Origin of the sequence: Kribbella sp. NPDC050459, from assembly GCF_040655315.1 — a bacterium.
Classification (GTDB): Bacteria; Actinomycetota; Actinomycetes; order Propionibacteriales; family Kribbellaceae; genus Kribbella.
In genome coordinates this window covers 83748-101208 of sequence record NZ_JBFAJQ010000020.1, presented here as the reverse complement: position 1 = coordinate 101208, position 17461 = coordinate 83748, and the positions used below count along the sequence as shown (strand labels likewise).

Below are 17461 nucleotides of genomic sequence, written 5' to 3'. Positions count from 1 at the left end.
TTCACTGTGCACAACGCACAGGCACACCCATCGGTCACGCAGGGAAGAGCTTGAACGCCCGCAGGGCAAGGCCGAGTTCGAGCTGGCAACCGTCCTCGGTGACGTCACGGCCGGTGATCTGATGCACCCGGTGCAGGCGGTTGATGACCGTGTTCCGGTGACAGTGCGCGAGATCCGCCGTCCGGCGAACGGATCCGGCGGCCGTCACCCACTTGTCCAAGGTGTCGAGCAGGAGGTCGCGTTCCGATGCCGGCACCGTGGTCAGGGGAACCAGCCAGGTCTGAACCAGTTGCCCGGCCAACTCCGGTGCGCTGAGCAACAACGCCTCGGGCAGCCGCTCCGTCAGAGCTGCCACGTCGATCTGACCGGCCGGCAGGGTCCGCCGGGCCAGCATCGCCTGCCGGTAGGCGACATTCACCTCGGCCAGCCCGTTCACCACGCCGGACAGACCCGCGGGTGCGTGCACGACATCGCGCAGGATGCCGAGTGCCTTCGGAAGCGATTCCGTGCCGAGCGCAAGCAAGCCGACGACGGTCTGCGGACGCACCTGCCACGCGGAGGCGACCCGTACTCCCGCGAACCGGCGTACGAACGAGGATGTCGTGCACTCGTCGTCGACCAAGTTGTCGATGGCCACCACCAGGTAGCGGCCGTCGATCGGTACGTCGAGGACCGTGGCGGCTTCCTGGACGAACGCGCGGTCCTTCCCGCGGCCGTGCAGCAGGCCCTCCCAGAGCGTCGACCTGCGGCGCTCGTCGGCGCGGACGAGTTGCCGCTCGGCGACGTGGTAGGCGGCCGCGACCTGCGACGACGTCCGGTCGACGACCTCCCAGACCTTGGACGCGACATCGAGCAGCGCCTCCGAATCGACCGCACCCTGGGCGCGGGCCTCCTCGATCAACGCCTCCCACACCAGCCGCCCGCCGAGCCGGAACGACTTCAGGACGTCGTCCAGCGGCATCCGCTGCTCGGCACGCCGCCGCCCGGTCGCCTGCGCGGCGTCGAAGTGGTCCTCGTTGTCGGCGATCATCTGCACGACCCGCGCCACGTTGTCATGACACGACCGCCACAGATCCTGCTGCGGCACCGCATCCATGACCCGGTACGCCGGGTTCTGCGCGTAGATCGTCTCCACCAACGCGTCGGTCAACGCCGGCAGATGCAGCAACACACTCTCGGCCAACGACTCCACCGACAGCCCGGCCACCGGAAACACAACATCCCGCTCACCCATAGTCGGCACAGCATCGCACAGAGTCGCGAAGCGGCCCAGAGCTCAGGTCAGACGGAGCGGGTGGCTACCAGGTCGCAGAGTGCGTCGAGGGCCTGGCGGCCGGGGCCTTCGGGGAGGGTGCTGAGGAGTTTGCGGGCGTCGGAGGCGCGGCGGCGTACGTCGTCCTCGGCCTGGCGGAAGGCTGGGTGCGAGCGGAGCAGCTCGAGCGTCTCCGCGAGGCGCGCGTCGTCGGACAGGTCCGAGTCCAGCAGCTCCAGCAGGCGGGCGTCCGTGGGGTCCGCCGGGTCTGCCTGGGCGCGGAAGATCAGCACCGGCAGCGTGGGCACACCCTCACGCAGGTCGGTGCCGGGCGTCTTGCCGGACTGGCCGGACTCCGACGCGATGTCGAGCAAGTCGTCGGCCAGCTGGAACGCCACGCCGATCTCCTCGCCGAACGCCCGCAGCGATTCCTGGATCTCCTCCGAGGCGCCGGCGTACCGGGCACCGAAGACGGCGGACGTCGCGATCAGCGAGCCGGTCTTGTCGGCGACCACCGACAGGTAGTGCGTGAGCGGGTCCTGCCCCTCGCCGACGCCGAGCGTCTCGCGGATCTGGCCCTCGACCAGCCGGCCGAAGGTCCGGGCCTGGATCCGGACCGCTTCCGGCCCGAGGTCCGCGACCAGGTCCGACGCCCGGGCGAACAGCCAGTCGCCGGACAGGATCGCCACCGAGTTGTCCCAGCGCGCGTTCGCCGTCGACGAGCCGCGGCGCAGCGCCGCCTCGTCCATCACGTCGTCGTGGTGCAGCGTCGCGACGTGGGTCAGCTCGACCACCACGGCCGCCTTTACCACGTCGTCAACTGCGTCGTCAGAGGGGACGTCGGCGCCGAACTCGGCCGCCAGCAGCACCAGCAACGGCCGGAACCGCTTGCCACCGGCCACCATGACGTGCTGGGCGGCCTGGGTGACGAACGGCGCCTCGGACTGGGTCGCGTCGAGCAATGCCCGCTCGATGCGCTCCAGACCGGCACGAACCCGGGACTCGAGGCCTGCGTCGGCGAACTCGAATCCCAGGCTCTCGGCCGGCAGCGGGGTCGGACTCAACGGATGAACTCACCAGCTCGGGCCGCCAGGTCCAGTACCGGTCCGGGGACCAGGCCGAGGACGACGGTGGCAGCGAGACCCAGCGCCACGGCGCTCGTGGTCTGCCAGCCCGGCAGCGCCACGTCCGGCGCGTCGGCCGGCAGGTCGGAGAAGAACATCAGCACGATCACGCGGACGTAGAAGAACGCGGCGACCAGGCTGGACAGGACAGCGACAACCACCAAGGGCCACGCGCCGCCGGTCCACGCCGCGCTGAAGACCGCCCACTTGCCGGTGAAGCCCGCGGTCAGCGGGATGCCGGCGAAGGACAGCAGGAAGAACGCGAAGATCCCGGCCAGCAGCGGCGACTTCTTGCCCAGGCCCGCCCAGCGGGACAGGTGCGTCGCCTCGCCGCCCGCGTCGCGCACCAGCGTCACGACGGCGAACGCGCCGATCGTCGGGAAGCCGTACGAGACCAGGTAGAACAGCACCGCCTGCGTCGAGGTGATGCCGTTGTGCACGCCGCTGCCGACCTGCGCGAGGCCGACGAACGCGGTCAGCAGGAAGCCCGCGTGCGCGATCGACGAGTACGCCAGCATCCGCTTCACGTCGGTTTGCGTGATCGCGACGATCGAACCGACCACCATGGTGAGGATCGCGACGATCCACATCATCGGCGCCCAGTCCCAGCGCGTCCCGCCGAGCGCGACGTAGAAGACCCGCATCAGCCCGACGAACGCGGCGATCTTGGTGCAGGCCGCCATGAAGCCGGTGACCGGCGTCGGTGCGCCCTGGTAGACGTCCGGCGTCCAGGAGTGGAACGGTACGGCGCCGACCTTGAACAGCAGGCCGACTCCCACCAGGCCGGTGCCGGCGAGCAGGATGGCGTCGCCGCCGGTCTGCGTGCCGAGCGCGTCCGCGATCCCGCCGAGCGACATCGTGCCGGCGTACCCGTACAGCAGCGCGATCCCGAACAGCAGGAACGCCGACGAGAAGGCGCCGAGCAGGAAGTACTTCATCGCGGCTTCCTGCGAGATCAGCCGGCGCCGGCGGGCCAGCCCGCACAGCAGGTACAGCGGCAGCGAGAACACCTCGAGCGCGACGAACAGCACGAGCAGGTCGTTCGAGGCCGCGAACAGCATCATGCCGCCGACCGCGAACAGCGTCAGCGGGAAGATCTCGGTGTGCTCGATGCGCGCGGCGGTGCCCTCTCGCTCCGCCTCGGAGCCCGGTACGGCGGCTGCCTGGCCGGCGAACGCGGACAGGCCGCCGTCGATCGAGCGCTCCGCGAACAGCAGCACGCTGATCAGCGTCAGCGCCAGCAGGACGATCCAGGTGAACAGCGCGGGGCCGTCGACCGAGATCGCGCCCTGCGCGGCGACCAGCTCCTTCTTGTCGTTCATCAGGATGCCGGTCAGGACACCGGAGACGACCAGGGCGACCACCGTGATCGCCAGCTGCACCAGGTGCCGCAACGGCCGCGGCAGGAACGCCTCGACCAGGACGCCGACGCACGCCGCGCCGAACACGACGAGCAGCGGAGCCAGCTCGTTGTACTCGATCTTCGGCGCCGTGAAGTCCGCCAGCGGCAGCAACAACGCGCTCACTTCTGTCCCTCCGTCGCGGGGATCTCCGGTGCCGGGTCGGTGACGCCCACATGCTGCATGGTCGCCTCGACGGCGGGCTTGATGATGTCGACGATCGGCTTCGGGAAGATTCCGAGGCCGATGATCAGGACGATCAGCGGTGCGATCGCGAAGACCTCACGCACATTCAGGTCCTTGAGCTTCTCGATCCCGTCGCGGACCGGGCCCGTCATCGTGCGTTGGTACATCAGCAGGATGTACAGCGCGGCCAGCACGATACCGACCACCGCGATCACCGCGATCGTCCGGTGCTTGCTGAAGGTCCCGGCCAGCACCATGAACTCGGAGATGAACGGCGACAGACCGGGCAGCGCCAGGCTGGACAGGCCGGCGAACAGGAAGGTCCCGGCGAGCACCGGTGCGACCTTCTCCACCCCGCCGTAGTCGGCGATCCGGGCGGATCCGCGCCGGGACACGAGGTACCCGGCGACCAGGAACAGCGCCGCGGTCGAGAGACCGTGGTTGAACATGTACAGCGTCGACCCGGTCAGGCCCTGCGACGTCAGCGCGAAGATACCCATCACGATGAAGCCGAAGTGCGAGATCGAGGTGTACGCGATCAGCCGCTTGATGTCGGTCTGCCCGATCGCCAGCAGCGCGCCGTACAGCACCGAGATCAGCGCCAGCACCAGCACCACCGGGGTGGCCCACTCGGACGCGTTCGGGAACAGGCCCAGGCAGAACCGGATCATCCCGAAGGTGCCGATCTTGTCCAGGATGCCGACCAGCAGCACCGACGTCCCCGGCGTCGCCTCACCGGCCGCGTCCGGCAGCCAGGTGTGGAACGGCACCATCGGCGCCTTCACCGCGAACGCGAACATGAAGCCGAGGAACAGCCAGCGCTCGGTGTTCTGGCTCATGTCCAGCTTCATCATGTCCGACAGCAGGTACGACGGGTCGCCCTGCCGCGCGGAGACGACGTACAGACCGACGACCGAGGCCAGCATCAGCAGACCGCCGAGCAGCGAGTAGAGCAGGAACTTCACCGCGGCGTACGAACGCTGCGGGCCGCCGAAGCCGCCGATCAGGAAGTACATCGGGATCAGCGTGGCCTCGAACAGCACGTAGAACAAGAACACGTCGGTGGCGGCGAACACGCCGATCGACAGCGCCTCCAGGCCGAGGATCCAGGCGAAGAAGGACTTCTCCGACCAGCGGCCCTGCTGCGCGTCGTTCCAGGACGCGATCATCACGATCGGCGTCAGCAGCGCGGTCAGCACCACCAGGACGATGCCCACGCCGTCCAGGCCGAGCGCGTAGTGCGCGCCGAAGGCCTTGATCCAGGTGTGCGTCACGGCGTAGTCCTCGGCGCCGTTGCGCTGGTAGCCGATCGCGACGATCGCGGTCAGCACCAGCGTCACGAGCGAGAACCCGAGCGCGACCTGCTTGGCCGTCAGCGCCTTCGCCTTCGGCACCAGCATCGTCGCGATGGCCCCGACGAACGGCAGGAGCAGTAACAGGGTCAGCCAACCGATGTTCACGACAACCTCACCGCGAGGAGGGCGACGACCACGAATGCGGCGCCGAAGACCATGCTGAGTGCGTACGAACGGACGAAGCCCGTCTGGACCCGGCGGAGGCGGCCGGACAGCCCGCCGAAGAGTGCGGCCAGGCCGTTGACCAGGCCGTCGACAACCCGGTTGTCGAACCAGACCAGCGTCCGGGTCAGGTACTGCCCGGGGCGCATGAAGACCGCCTCGTTCAGCGCGTCGCCGTACAGGTCACGACGCGCGAACTTGGTGACCGGCGAGCCGGCCGGAGCCTCCCGCGGCACCTCCCGGCGGTACATCAGCACCGAAATCGCGATGCCGACGGCAACCACCGCGAGGGTGATGATCGTCATCACCGCGGCGCTCACCGGAGGGTGCTCCTCCTCGTGCCCGACCACCGGCTCGAGCCAGCCGACGATCCAGTGACCGGCGAAGTACAGCGCACCGCCGGCCAGCGAGAGCGCGGCCAGGATGATCAGCGGCCACGTCATCACCTTCGGCGACTCGTGCGGGTGCACGTCCTCGGCCCAGCGCTTCTTGCCGAAGAACGTCATGATCATCACCCGCGTCATGTAGAACGCGGTGAGCCCGGCGCCGAGCAGCGCGCACAGACCGATCACCGTGTTGTCCGCGAACGCGGCCTCGATGATCTTGTCCTTGCTGAAGAAGCCGGCGAACGGCGGGATACCGAGGATCGCCAGGTAGCCGAAGCCGAAGGTCACGAAAGTGATCTTCATCGCCGTCCGCAGCGCGCCGTAGTGGCGCATGTTCACGTCGTCGTTCATGCCGTGCATGACGGATCCGGCACCGAGGAACATGTTGGCCTTGAAGAAGCCGTGCGTGAGCAGGTGGAAGATCGCGAACACGTAGCCGGCCGGGCCGAGGCCGGCGGCCAGCATCATGTAGCCGATCTGGCTCATCGTCGAACCGGCCAGCGCCTTCTTGATGTCGTCCTTGGCGCAACCGATGATCGCACCGGCCAGGGCGGTGACCGTACCGACGATGACCACCGCGGTCGAGGCCGCCTCGGTCTGCTCGTAGATCACCCCGGACCGCACCACCAGGTAGACGCCGGCGGTGACCATGGTCGCCGCGTGGATCAGCGCCGACACCGGGGTCGGGCCCTCCATCGCGTCCAGCAGCCAGGACTGCAGCGGCACCTGCGCGGACTTGCCGCAGGCGGCCAGCAGCAGCATCAGGCCGAGCAGCGTGGCCCAGGTCTTCGACAGCTGGTCGGCGCCCGCGAACACCGTGGCGAAGGCCGAGGAGCCGAACAGCACCCACATGCTCATCACCGCGAGCGACAGGCCGATGTCACCGACCCGGTTCACCACGAACGCCTTCTTCGCGGCGACCGCGGCCGAGGTCTTGTGCTGCCAGAAGCCGATCAGCAGGTACGACGCCAGACCGACGCCCTCCCAGCCGACGAACACCAGCAGGTAGTCGGCCGCGAGCACCAGCAGCAGCATCGCCGCGATGAACAGGTTCAGATAGCCGAAGAACCGCCGCCGGCGCGGGTCGTGCTCCATGTAACCGATCGAGTAGACGTGGATCAGTGAACCCACACCGGTGATCAGCAGCACGAACAGGATCGACAGCGGGTCGATCAGCAGACTGAACTCGACCTTGATGTGGCCGACCGAGAACCACTCGAACAGGTTGACCGTCTCGGACCGCTCTTCGCCCGACAAGCCGCGCATCTGGACGAACAGCACGACGCCGAAGACGAAGGAGATCACCGGCGCCAGCGTGCCCAGCAGGTGACCCCACGCGTTGGTGGCCTTGCCACCGAGCAGCAGGATCGCCGCGGACACCGCTGGTACGGCAACCAGCAGCCACGTCAGCTCATGACTCATGGGGTGCTTACCTCAGTACTTGAGCAGGTTGGCGTCGTCGACCGAGGCCGAGCGACGGGTGCGGAAGATGGCCATGATGATCGCCAGCCCGATCACGACCTCGGCCGCGGCCACCACCATCACGAAGAAGGCGGCGATCTGGCCGTCGAGGTTGCCGTGCTGGCGGGCGAAGCTGACGAACGCGAGGTTGGTCGCGTTCAGCATCAGCTCGACGCACATGAAGACGACGATGGCGTTGCGGCGGACCAGCACGCCGAGCGCGCCGATACTGAACAGGATCGCCGCGAGCACGATGTACGGCTCGGTCGTCATTTCTTGTCCTCCTCGCCGACGAATCCGGTCGTGTCGGTGCTCTCCGCCTCGGACGGGTACGCCTCGCCCAGGTCGAGCTCGCGCACCTCTTCGATGTCCGCGCGCTCCTCGGCCTCGGGCAACACGGTGCCACGTGCCTGGAGCACGCGCGAAACCGAGGTGGGTGCGATCGACCCGTCCGGCAGCAGGGCCGGGGTGTCGACGGCGTTGTGCCGGGCCAGCACACCCGGAGTCGGCAGCGGGCCGGGGTGGATGCCCTGTTCGGCGTACTTGCGGATCCGGTCCTCGGCGTGGTCGCGCTGGGTGCGCTTCTTGGTCAGCCGCTCGCGGTGGGCCAGCATCATGGCGCCCATCGCCGCGGTGATCAGCAGCGCCGACGTGACCTCGAAGGCCCAGACGTACTTGCTGAACAGCAGGTTCGCGATGGCCTTCGGGTTCCCGTCCGGCTGCGCGGCGGCCAGGCCGACCGGGTTGCCGTAGACCGCGTTGCCGACGGCGGCGACCAGCAGGACGCCGAAGCCCAGGGCCGCGATCCCGGCGAGCAGCCGCTGACCGCGGATCGTCTCGACCAGCGAGTCGGACGCGTCGACGCCGACCAGCATCAGCACGAACAGGAACAGCATCAGGATCGCGCCGGTGTAGACGATGATCTGGACGGCGAACAGGAACGGCGCGTCCTGCGCGGCGTACTGCACCGCGAGACAGATCATCACCGTCGCCAGCAGCAGCGCCGAGTGCACCGCCTTGCGGACCAGCACCATCCCGATCGCGGCCAGGATCATGACCGGAGCCAGCATCCAGAACGCGACCTGCGGGCCGGTGACGAGACCGATCATTTGGCGTCACTCCCGTCGGCCTTGGCCGCAGCGCCGGTGAGCCCGAGGTAGTAGTCCTTCTCGGTCTTGCCCAGCTGCATCTCGTGCGGCGGCTCCTGCATGCCCGGGAGCAGCGGCGCCAGCAGGTCCTTCTTCTCGTAGATGAGGGACGCGCGGCTGGTGTCGGCCAGCTCGTACTCGTTGGTCATCGTGAGCGCCCGGGTCGGGCACGCCTCGATGCACAGGCCGCAGAGGATGCAGCGCAGGTAGTTGATCTGGTACACCCGGCCGTACCGCTCGCCCGGCGAGAACCGGTCGCCGTCGGTGTTGTCCGCGCCCTCGACGTAGATCGCGTCCGCGGGGCAGGCCCACGCGCACAGCTCACAGCCGATGCACTTCTCCAGACCGTCCGGCCAGCGGTTCAGCTGGTGCCGGCCGTGGAACCGGGGCGCGGTCGGCTTCTTCTCGAACGGGTACTGCTCGGTGAACACCTTGCGGAACATCGTCCGGAAGGTGACCCCGAACCCGGCTACCGGGTCCCAGAGGGACTCTTTGACACTAGCCATTGCTGGCTTCCTCGCTTCGGCTCGGAGTGTTGACGGCCATCGGGGGTGGCACCGGGAAGCCGCCGGCGAACGCGTCGAAGTCCTTCGCGCGGTCCGCCTCGGTGACCTGCTCGGGCTTGGGCTTCTGCGGAGCGAACATGCTGAGCACCGCGAGCACCAGCACGATCGCGGCCGCGACCAGGAGCGTCGTCCGGCTGAAATCGGTCTCCCGGCCGACCGCGCGGACGGTGGCGACCAGCAGGATCCAGCACAGCGAGACCGGGATCAGGACCTTCCAGCCGAGCTTCATGAACTGGTCGTAGCGCAGTCGCGGCAGCGTTCCGCGCAGCCAGATGTAGAAGAAGATGAAGCCCATCAGCTTGCCCATGAACCACAGCACCGGCCAGTAGCCGGAGTTCGCGCCGTCCCAGAGCGAGATCGGCCACGGCGCCCGCCAGCCGCCCAGGAACAGCGTGGTGGCCAGCGCGGACACGGTCGCCATGTTGATGTACTCGGCCAGGAAGAACATCGCGTACTTGATCGAGGAGTACTCGGTCAGGAAGCCCGCGACCAGCTCACCCTCGGCCTCCGGCAGGTCGAACGGCGCCCGGTTCGTCTCGCCGACCATCGAGACCACGTAGATCACGAACGACGGGAAGAGCAGGAACGCGTACCACCCGGGCAGCGGGATGTCGGCCCCGAACAAGTGCACGGTCTGGTGCGACTGCGCCGCGACGATCTCCGAGGTGGACATCGAGCCGGCGAACAGGAACACGGTCACCAGCGCCAGGCCCATGGCGACCTCGTACGAGATCATCTGCGCGCTGGAGCGCAGACCGCCGAGCAGCGAGTACGTCGAGTTCGACGACCAGCCGCCGAGGACGATGCCGTAGATGCCGATCGAGGCGACCGCCATCACGTACAGCACCGAGACCGGCAGGTCGGTGAGCTGCAGCCGGGTGTAGGTGTCGGTGAACGGGATCTTCACCGTCGGCCCGAACGGGATCACCGCGAAGGTGAGGAAGGCCGGCACCGCGACGATCGCCGGCGCCAGGACGAACACCAGCCGGTCGACGCCCTTCGGCATCAGGTCTTCCTTGAGCATCAGCTTCACACCGTCGGCCAGCGACTGCAGCAGACCCTGCGGGCCGTGCACGTTCGGGCCGATCCGGTGCTGCATCCGCGCCACCACCCGGCGTTCCCACCAGATGTTGAACAGCGTCAGCACCACGAGGAAGACGAAGATGAACAGGACCTTGATCAGGATGACCCACCACGGGTCGTGCCCGACCCCGGCGTCCGGTACCGCGAGTGGGATGGAGCTCATGCGTTCCCTCCGGCGATCGTCACGATCGAGCCATGGTCTGCGTGCAACGACCGGCGCACGTGCGAGTCGGCCGAGTTCGTCGGCAACCAGACCACGTTGTCGGTCATCGCGGTGATGACGACCGGCAGCCGGATCGATCCGGCGTCGGTGCTCACCGCCAGCTCGTCGCCGTCGGCGACACCGATCCGGTGCGCGGTGGTGCGCGAGATCCGGGCGACCGGCTTGCGCGCGGTCGCGGTCAGATGCGGCTCACCGTCGCAGGCGCGGCTGTCGTCGATCAGCATCCGCCAGGTCGCGAGCCGGGTGGAGTCGAACGCGCCGAGGGCCGGGCCGGCCTGGTACGTCGGCTCCTGGGCCCGGTCGCCGTCCCAGCGGCCGAGCTCGTCGTACTCCCGCTTCGCGCCATCGGGCGTGCTGAAGCCGAGCGAGCGGCCCATCTCCTGCGCCAGTGCGGCCAGCGCGCGGACGTCCGGCATCGCGGCCGGCACCTTCAGCGCGACCGGGAACGGCCGCTCGCGGCCCTCCCAGTTCACGAAGGTGCCGGACTTCTCCACCGGCGGTACGACCGGGAAGACCACGTCGGCGTACTCGGTCACCTGGGAGTTGCGGACCTCGAAGCTGACCACGAACGGCGCCGCCGCGAGCGCGGCCAGCGCCGCGGCCGGGTCGGGCAGGTCGTCGATCTCGACACCCGCGACGACCAGCGCCTGCAGCGATCCGGCGTCCCGGACGATCTCGGTGAGGTCCTTGCCCGGCTGGGCCGGCAGGCTCTCCACACCCCAGGCGGCCTGCAGGTCGACCCGCGCCTGCGGGTCGCTGACCAGGCGGCCACCGGGCAGCAGGCCCGGCAGGCAGCCGGCCTCGAGCGCGGCCCGGTCACCCGCACGGCGCGGGATCCAGGCCAGCTGCGCGCCGGTGTCGAGCGCGAGCCGGAGCGCCGTCGAGTACCCGCCCGGCACCGCGGCCAGCCGCTCGCCGACGACGATGATCGAGTCCGGTCCGAGCGCGGCCCGGGCAGCGGCCCCGGCCTCGCCGGCATTGCCGAGATCCGCGAGCACGGCGGCCTCGGTGCCCGGCGACGCGTGCACGACGACGCCGTCGAGCTTCTCCACACCACGCGACGCGTACGCCGCGATCGTGAACACCTTGGTGCCGTGCGCCTTCACGCCCTTACGGACCCGGAGGAACACCGACGGCGCCTCCTCCTCGGGCTCGAACCCGGCGAACAGCACCGAGCCGGCCTTCTCGAGGTCCGCGAACGTCGTCCCGAGGCCGGTGCCGGCCACCGCGGCGGCGAGGAAGTCCGCCTCCTCCGCGGAGTGCGGGCGGGCCCGGAAGTCGATGTCGTTGCTGCCCAGCGCGACCCGCGCGAACTTCGAGTACGCGTAGGCGTCCTCGAGCGGCAGCCGGCCGCCGGTCAGCACCGCGGCGTTGCCGCGCGCGGCGTTCAGCTTCTCCGCCGCGACGGTCAGGGCCTCCGGCCAGGACGCCGGCCGCAGCTCGCCGTCCTCCCGGATCATCGGGTGGGTCAGCCGGTCGCCGGTGCTCGCGTACTGGAACGCGAACCGGTCCTTGTCGGAGATCCACTCCTCGTTGACCTGCGGGTCGTCACCGGCCAGCCGGCGCATCACCTTGCCGCGCCGGTAGTCGACCCGGATCGCGGCACCGGACGAGTCGTGCTCGGCCACCGACGGCACCGACACCAGGTCGAACGGCCGCGAGCGGAAGCGGTACGCCGCACTCGTGAGCGCACCGACCGGGCAGATCTGGATCGTGTTGCCGGAGAAGTAGCTCTCGAAGGGCTCCTTCTCGTAGATGCCGACCTGCTGCAGCGCGCCGCGCTCGATCAGCGCGATGAACGGGTCACCGGCGATCTGCTCGGAGAACCGCGTGCAACGCGCGCAGAGGATGCAGCGCTCGCGGTCCAGCAGCACCTCGGCCGAGATGTTGATCGGCTTCGGGTAGGTCCGCTTGATCCCGTGCGACTCGTGGAACCGGGACTCGGCGGCGCCGTTGCTCATCGCCTGGTTCTGCAGCGGGCACTCGCCGCCCTTGTCGCAGACCGGGCAGTCGAGCGGGTGGTTGATCAGCAGGAACTCCATGATCCCGTGCTGTGCCTTGTCGGCCACCGGCGAGGACACCTGGGTCCGGACCACCATGCCGTCGGCGACGGTGATCGTGCAGGAGGCCTGCGGCTTCGGCATTCCCCGGCCGTTCCCGGCGTCGGTGATCTCGACCAGGCACTGCCGGCAGGCGCCGACCGGATCGAGCAGCGGGTGGTCGCAGAACCGCGGGATCTGGATCCCGATCTGCTCGGCGGCCCGGATCAGCAGGGTGTTCTTCGGAACCTTGACCTCGATGTCGTCGATGGTGACCGTCACCAGATCGGTGCGCTCCACCTCGGACCCGGCCGGCGGGTTCGCTTGGATCGTCATGCGCTAGCTCCAGCAGTCGCGAAGACAGTGCTTGCCATCGGGTCGAACGGGCAGCCGCCGTTCTCGAAGTGCGCCAGGTACTCGTCCTTGAAGTGCGCGATCGAGCTGGCGATCGGTGCGGTCGCACCGTCGGCCAGCGCGCAGAACGACCGGCCGGTGATGTTCTCGCACAGGTCGAGCAGCTCGGCCAGGTCCGCCTCGGACCCCTGGCCCTTCTCCAGCCGCTCGAGGATCTGCACCAGCCACCAGGTGCCCTCGCGGCACGGCGTGCACTTGCCGCAGGACTCGTGCTTGTAGAACTCGGTCCAGCGCAGCACGGCGCGCACCACGCACACCGAGTCGTCGAAGATCTGCAGCGCCTTGGTGCCGAGCATCGAACCGACCGAGCCGACGCCCTCGTAGTCCAGCGGGACGTCGAGGTGCTCCGACGTCAGCAGCGGCGTCGACGAACCGCCCGGCGTCCAGAACTTCAGCTGGTGGCCCTCACGGACCCCGCCGGCCAGGTCGAGCAGCTCGCGCAGCGTGATGCCCAGCGGCGCCTCGTACTGCCCCGGGCGGGTGACGTGCCCGGACAGCGAGTACAGCGTCATGCCCTTGGACTTCTCGGTGCCCATCGAGGAGAACCAGTCCGCGCCGTTCTTGAGGATGACGGGAACGGATGCGATCGACTCGACGTTGTTGATGACAGTGGGGCAGCCGTACAAGCCCGCGACCGCGGGGAACGGAGGACGCAGACGGGGTTGACCGCGACGACCTTCGAGCGAGTCCAGCAGCGCCGTCTCCTCGCCGCAGATGTAGGCGCCGGCGCCGGCGTGCACGACCACGTCGAGGTCGTAGCCGCTGCCGAGGATGTTCTGGCCGATGTAGCCGGCGTCCTTGGCCTCCTGGACCGCCTGCTGCAGCCGGCGGATCACGTGCAGGACCTCACCGCGGACATAGATGAACGCCACCGACGCGCGGATCGCGTAGGACGCGATGACGACGCCCTCGACGAGCGTGTGCGGCGAGGCCATCATCAGCGGGATGTCCTTGCAGGTGCCCGGCTCGGACTCGTCGGCGTTGACGACCAGGTACTTCGGCTTCGGGTTGTCCTGCGGGATGAACGACCACTTCATCCCGGTCGGGAAGCCCGCGCCGCCGCGGCCGCGCAGACCGGAGTCCTTGACGGCGGCGACGACGTCGGCCGGTTCCATCCGCAACGCCGTGCGCAGCGCGTCGTACCCGCCGGTTCGCTGGTACGACGAGAGCTGCCAGGCGTTGATCTGGTCCCAGTTGTCGGACAGTACGGGGGTCAGCATCGTCAGTCCTCCTTCCGGGAGTCGTCACCGTCGACTGCCTGCGATTCCTTGCCCGGCTGGTCGGACGGCCGCGGACCGGCCGCCGCCTCCGGCGACACCGTGGTCTCGGCCGCACGGCCGGAGCCGCCGCCGTTGCCGCCCGGCGCCGACCAGTTGCGCTCGCGGGCCAGGCGGAGGCCGGCCAGCGAGGCCTTGCCGCCGGTCGGGCCCTCGTCCGCGCGGCCGTCCGGGAAGCCGGCCAGCACCCGCTCCGCCTCGCGCCAGGTGCAGACCGTCGCACCGCGGGGCGACTTCACCTCGTTGCCCTCGCGCAGGTCGTCGACCAGCTGGGTCGCGGACTCCGGCGTCATGTCGTCGAAGAACTCCCAGTTCACCATCATCACCGGCGCGTAGTCGCAGGCGGCGTTGCACTCGAGGTGCTCGAGGGTGATCTTGCCGTCCTCGGTGGTCTCGTCGTTGCCGACGTCCAGGTGCTGCTTGAGGCGGTCGAAGATCAGGTCGCCGCCCATCACCGCGCACAGCGTGTTGGTGCAGACGCCGACGTGGTAGTCGCCGACCGGGCGGCGCTTGTACATCGTGTAGAAGGTGGCCACCGCCGACACCTCGGCGCCGGTCAACCCGAGCAGGTCGGCGCAGGCCTCGATGCCCTCCGGGGTGACCCGGCCCTCGACCGACTGCACCAGGTGCAGCATCGGCAGCAGCGCGGACCGGGCGACCGGGTACCGGGCCGCGATCTCGCGCATCTCGGCGAGCGTGGCGTCGGTGATCTTCGAGTCGCCGGTGCTGTATGGCACCGTCTTGTCGGTAGCAGTCGTGTGGTTCTCGGCCATTTAGCGGTCCACTCCACCCATCACCGGGTCAAGGCTGGCGACGGCGACGATCACGTCGGCGACCTGGCCGCCCTCGCACATGATCGGCATCGCCTGCAGGTTTGCGAAGGACGGGTCACGGAAGTGCACCCGGAACGGCTTCGTGCCGCCGTCGGAGACGACGTGCGCGCCCATCTCGCCGCGCGGCGACTCGATCGGCACGTAGGCCTGACCGGCCGGCACCCGGAAGCCCTCGGTGACCAGCTTGAAGTGATGGATCAGTGCTTCCATCGACTCGCCCATGATGTGCTTGATGTGGTCGAGCGAGTTGCCCATCCCGTCGGCGCCGACGGCCAGCTGGCTCGGCCAGGCGATCTTCTTGTCGGCGACCATCACCGGCTGACCGTCCATCTTCTCCAGCCGGTCGGCGCACTGCTCGACGATCTTCAGCGACTCGTGCATCTCCTGCAGCCGCACCCGGAACCGCCCGTAGGAGTCCGAGGAGTCCCAGGTCGGCACGTCGAAGTCGTACGTCTCGTAACCGCAGTACGGCTGGCTCTTGCGCAGGTCCAGCGCGTAGCCGGTGGAGCGCACCGTCGGGCCGGAAATGCCGAGCGCCATGCAGCCGGCCAGGTCCAGGTAGCCGACATTCTGCAGCCGGGCCTTGAAGATCGGGTTCGCGTTGCAGAGCTCGGCGTACTCCTTGAGGTGCCGGTTCATCCACGTGATGTACTCGCGGATCTTGTCCAGCGCCCCCGGCGGCAGGTCCTGCGCGACGCCGCCCGGCCGGATGAACGCGTGGTTCATCCGCAGGCCGGTGATCAGCTCGAACAGGTCGAGGGTCTTCTCGCGCTCGCGGAAGCCGATCGTCATCACGGTCAGCGCGCCGATCTCCATACCGCCGGTGGCGATGCAGACCAGGTGACTGCTGATCCGGTTGAGCTCCATCAGGAGCACCCGCATCACGTTGGCCTTCTCCGGGATCTGGTCCTCGATCCCGAGCAGCCGCTCGACCGCCAGGCAGTACGCCGCCTCGTTGTAGAACGGCGACAGGTAGTCCATCCGGGTGCAGAACGTGACGCCCTGCGTCCAGGAGCGGAACTCCATGTTCTTCTCGATGCCGGTGTGCAGGTAGCCGATGCCGCAGCGGGCCTCGGTCACGTTCTCACCGTCGAGCTCGAGGATCAGCCGGAGCACGCCGTGCGTGGACGGGTGCTGCGGGCCCATGTTGACGACGACGCGCTCTTCCGGCTCCTCGCCGAGACCGGAGACGACCGAGTCCCAGTCCTGGCCGGTGACGGTGAAGACCCGACCTTCGGTCGTGTCCCGGGTGGTCGCGTACGGGTCTGACGGTGTCGATTGTGTTTGGGTCATCAGTTGTACGACCTCCGCGTGTCGGGCGGTGGGATGACAGCGCCCTTGTACTCGACGTCGATACCGCCGAGCGGGTAGTCCTTGCGCTGCGGGTGACCCGGCCAGTCGTCCGGCATCTGGATCCGGGTCAGGGCCGGGTGCCCGTCGAAGACGATGCCGAAGAAGTCCCAGGTCTCCCGCTCGTGCCAGTCGTTGGCCGGGTAGACCGCGACGATCGACGGGATGTGCGGGTCGCTGTCGGGCGCCGCCACCTCCAGCCGGATCCGGCGGTTGTGGGTGATCGACATGAAGTGGTAGACCGCGTGCAGTTCCCGGCCGGTCTCGTGCGGGTAGTGCACGCCGCTGACACCGGAGCAGAACTCGAACCGCAGCGCCTCGTCGTCGCGCAGGTGCTGACAGACCTCGACCAGGTTCTCGCGCTTGACGTGCAGCGTCAGCTCGCCGCGGTCGACGACGACCTTCTCGATCGCGCCGTCGGCGGCCAGGTCCTCGAGGCGGTCCACCGCACCGTCGAACCAGGAGCCGTACGGCCGCGGGGTGCTGCCCGGCAGCGCGACCTGGCGGCGCAGGCCGCCGAAGCCGGAGGTGTCGCCGGTGCCGCGGACGCCGAACATGCCCTCGCGCTGGTCGATCACCTCGGCGCCCGGAGTCTGGGCGTCCCCGGCCGCAGAGGTCGCGGGAAGGTTCTCGGGTTGCGTGTCGCTCACCGCAGCAGACCCTTCATCTCGATCGTCGGGGCGGCGGTCAGGGCCGCGGCCTCCTGCTCGGTCTGCAGCGCCTTCTTGTGCGCGCCGAGCTTCATGTTCTGGATCTGGTCGTGGATCTTCAGGAACGCGTCCAGCAGCATCTCCGGCCGCGGCGGGCAGCCGGGCAGGTACATGTCGACCGGTACGACGTGGTCCACGCCCTGGACGATCGCGTAGTTGTTGAACATGCCGCCCGACGACGCGCAGACGCCCATCGCCAGCACCCACTTCGGGCCGGGCATCTGGTCGTAGATCTGGCGCAGCACCGGAGCCATCTTCTGGCTCACCCGGCCGGCCACGATCATCAGGTCGGCCTGCCGCGGCGAGGCCCGGAAGACCTCCATGCCGAACCGCGCGGCGTCGTACCGCGGGGCGCCGGTGGTCATCATCTCGATGGCGCAGCAGGCCAGCCCGAAGGTTGCCGGCCACAACGAGGCCTTGCGCATGTAGCCGAGCAGTCCTTCGACGGTGCTCAGCAGCACGCCGGCCGGAAGCTGTTCCTCAAGACCCATG

General features: G+C 68.9%; 15 protein-coding genes. All 15 read right to left on the bottom strand.

Annotated elements, in window-relative coordinates:
* Positions 1-34: 34 nt before the first annotated feature.
* From AB0I12_RS40130 to AB0I12_RS40060, 15 genes are read right to left on the bottom strand one after another with little or no spacing between them, the layout of a single operon-like run.
* Positions 35-1234, bottom strand: coding sequence for a helix-turn-helix domain-containing protein (locus AB0I12_RS40130; RefSeq protein ID WP_359940925.1), 1200 nt, complete (start codon positions 1232-1234; stop codon positions 35-37).
* A 47-nt stretch (positions 1235-1281) separates the two neighbouring features.
* Entirely contained in the window at positions 1282-2316 is a 1035-nt protein-coding gene (locus AB0I12_RS40125; protein WP_359940922.1) for a polyprenyl synthetase family protein, read from the bottom strand.
* Complete coding sequence (gene nuoN, locus AB0I12_RS40120) at positions 2313-3902, bottom strand: NADH-quinone oxidoreductase subunit NuoN (protein ID WP_359940919.1); 1590 nt, start codon at positions 3900-3902, stop codon at positions 2313-2315. Before nuoN ends, AB0I12_RS40125 begins: the two co-directional genes overlap by 4 nt.
* On the bottom strand, positions 3899-5422 hold the full coding sequence (locus AB0I12_RS40115; RefSeq protein ID WP_355694453.1) for an NADH-quinone oxidoreductase subunit M: 1524 nt from the start codon (positions 5420-5422) through the stop codon (positions 3899-3901). Before AB0I12_RS40115 ends, nuoN begins: the two co-directional genes overlap by 4 nt.
* Entirely contained in the window at positions 5419-7287 is a 1869-nt protein-coding gene (nuoL, locus tag AB0I12_RS40110; RefSeq protein ID WP_359940916.1) for an NADH-quinone oxidoreductase subunit L, read from the bottom strand. The genes AB0I12_RS40115 and nuoL overlap by 4 nt, the downstream gene beginning before the upstream one ends.
* Positions 7288-7299: 12 nt before the next feature.
* The gene (nuoK, locus tag AB0I12_RS40105) at positions 7300-7599 is read right to left on the bottom strand and encodes an NADH-quinone oxidoreductase subunit NuoK (RefSeq protein WP_130384807.1); all 300 of its coding nucleotides are present in this window, start codon (positions 7597-7599) and stop codon (positions 7300-7302) included.
* Positions 7596-8435: an NADH-quinone oxidoreductase subunit J gene (locus tag AB0I12_RS40100; RefSeq protein ID WP_359940912.1), complete on the bottom strand. Its 840-nt coding sequence runs from the start codon at positions 8433-8435 to the stop codon at positions 7596-7598. The genes nuoK and AB0I12_RS40100 overlap by 4 nt, the downstream gene beginning before the upstream one ends.
* On the bottom strand, positions 8432-8980 hold the full coding sequence (nuoI, locus tag AB0I12_RS40095; RefSeq protein ID WP_359940909.1) for an NADH-quinone oxidoreductase subunit NuoI: 549 nt from the start codon (positions 8978-8980) through the stop codon (positions 8432-8434). Before nuoI ends, AB0I12_RS40100 begins: the two co-directional genes overlap by 4 nt.
* The gene (gene nuoH, locus AB0I12_RS40090; RefSeq protein ID WP_359940906.1) at positions 8973-10286 is read right to left on the bottom strand and encodes an NADH-quinone oxidoreductase subunit NuoH; all 1314 of its coding nucleotides are present in this window, start codon (positions 10284-10286) and stop codon (positions 8973-8975) included. The genes nuoI and nuoH overlap by 8 nt, the downstream gene beginning before the upstream one ends.
* Positions 10283-12721, bottom strand: a complete 2439-nt coding sequence (locus AB0I12_RS40085) for an NADH-quinone oxidoreductase subunit G (RefSeq protein ID WP_359940903.1) — start codon at positions 12719-12721, stop codon at positions 10283-10285. Before AB0I12_RS40085 ends, nuoH begins: the two co-directional genes overlap by 4 nt.
* Positions 12718-14019: an NADH-quinone oxidoreductase subunit NuoF gene (nuoF, locus tag AB0I12_RS40080; protein WP_359940900.1), complete on the bottom strand. Its 1302-nt coding sequence runs from the start codon at positions 14017-14019 to the stop codon at positions 12718-12720. Before nuoF ends, AB0I12_RS40085 begins: the two co-directional genes overlap by 4 nt.
* 2 nt (positions 14020-14021) lie before the next feature.
* On the bottom strand, positions 14022-14849 hold the full coding sequence (gene nuoE / locus AB0I12_RS40075; RefSeq protein ID WP_359940897.1) for an NADH-quinone oxidoreductase subunit NuoE: 828 nt from the start codon (positions 14847-14849) through the stop codon (positions 14022-14024).
* Positions 14850-16202 (bottom strand): NADH-quinone oxidoreductase subunit D, encoded by a 1353-nt coding sequence (locus AB0I12_RS40070; RefSeq protein ID WP_359940894.1) that lies wholly within the window; start codon positions 16200-16202, stop codon positions 14850-14852.
* Positions 16202-16909, bottom strand: a complete 708-nt coding sequence (locus tag AB0I12_RS40065; protein WP_359940892.1) for an NADH-quinone oxidoreductase subunit C — start codon at positions 16907-16909, stop codon at positions 16202-16204. Before AB0I12_RS40065 ends, AB0I12_RS40070 begins: the two co-directional genes overlap by 1 nt.
* The gene (locus tag AB0I12_RS40060; RefSeq protein ID WP_359940889.1) at positions 16906-17460 is read right to left on the bottom strand and encodes an NADH-quinone oxidoreductase subunit B family protein; all 555 of its coding nucleotides are present in this window, start codon (positions 17458-17460) and stop codon (positions 16906-16908) included. Before AB0I12_RS40060 ends, AB0I12_RS40065 begins: the two co-directional genes overlap by 4 nt.
* Position 17461 lies beyond the last annotated feature (1 nt).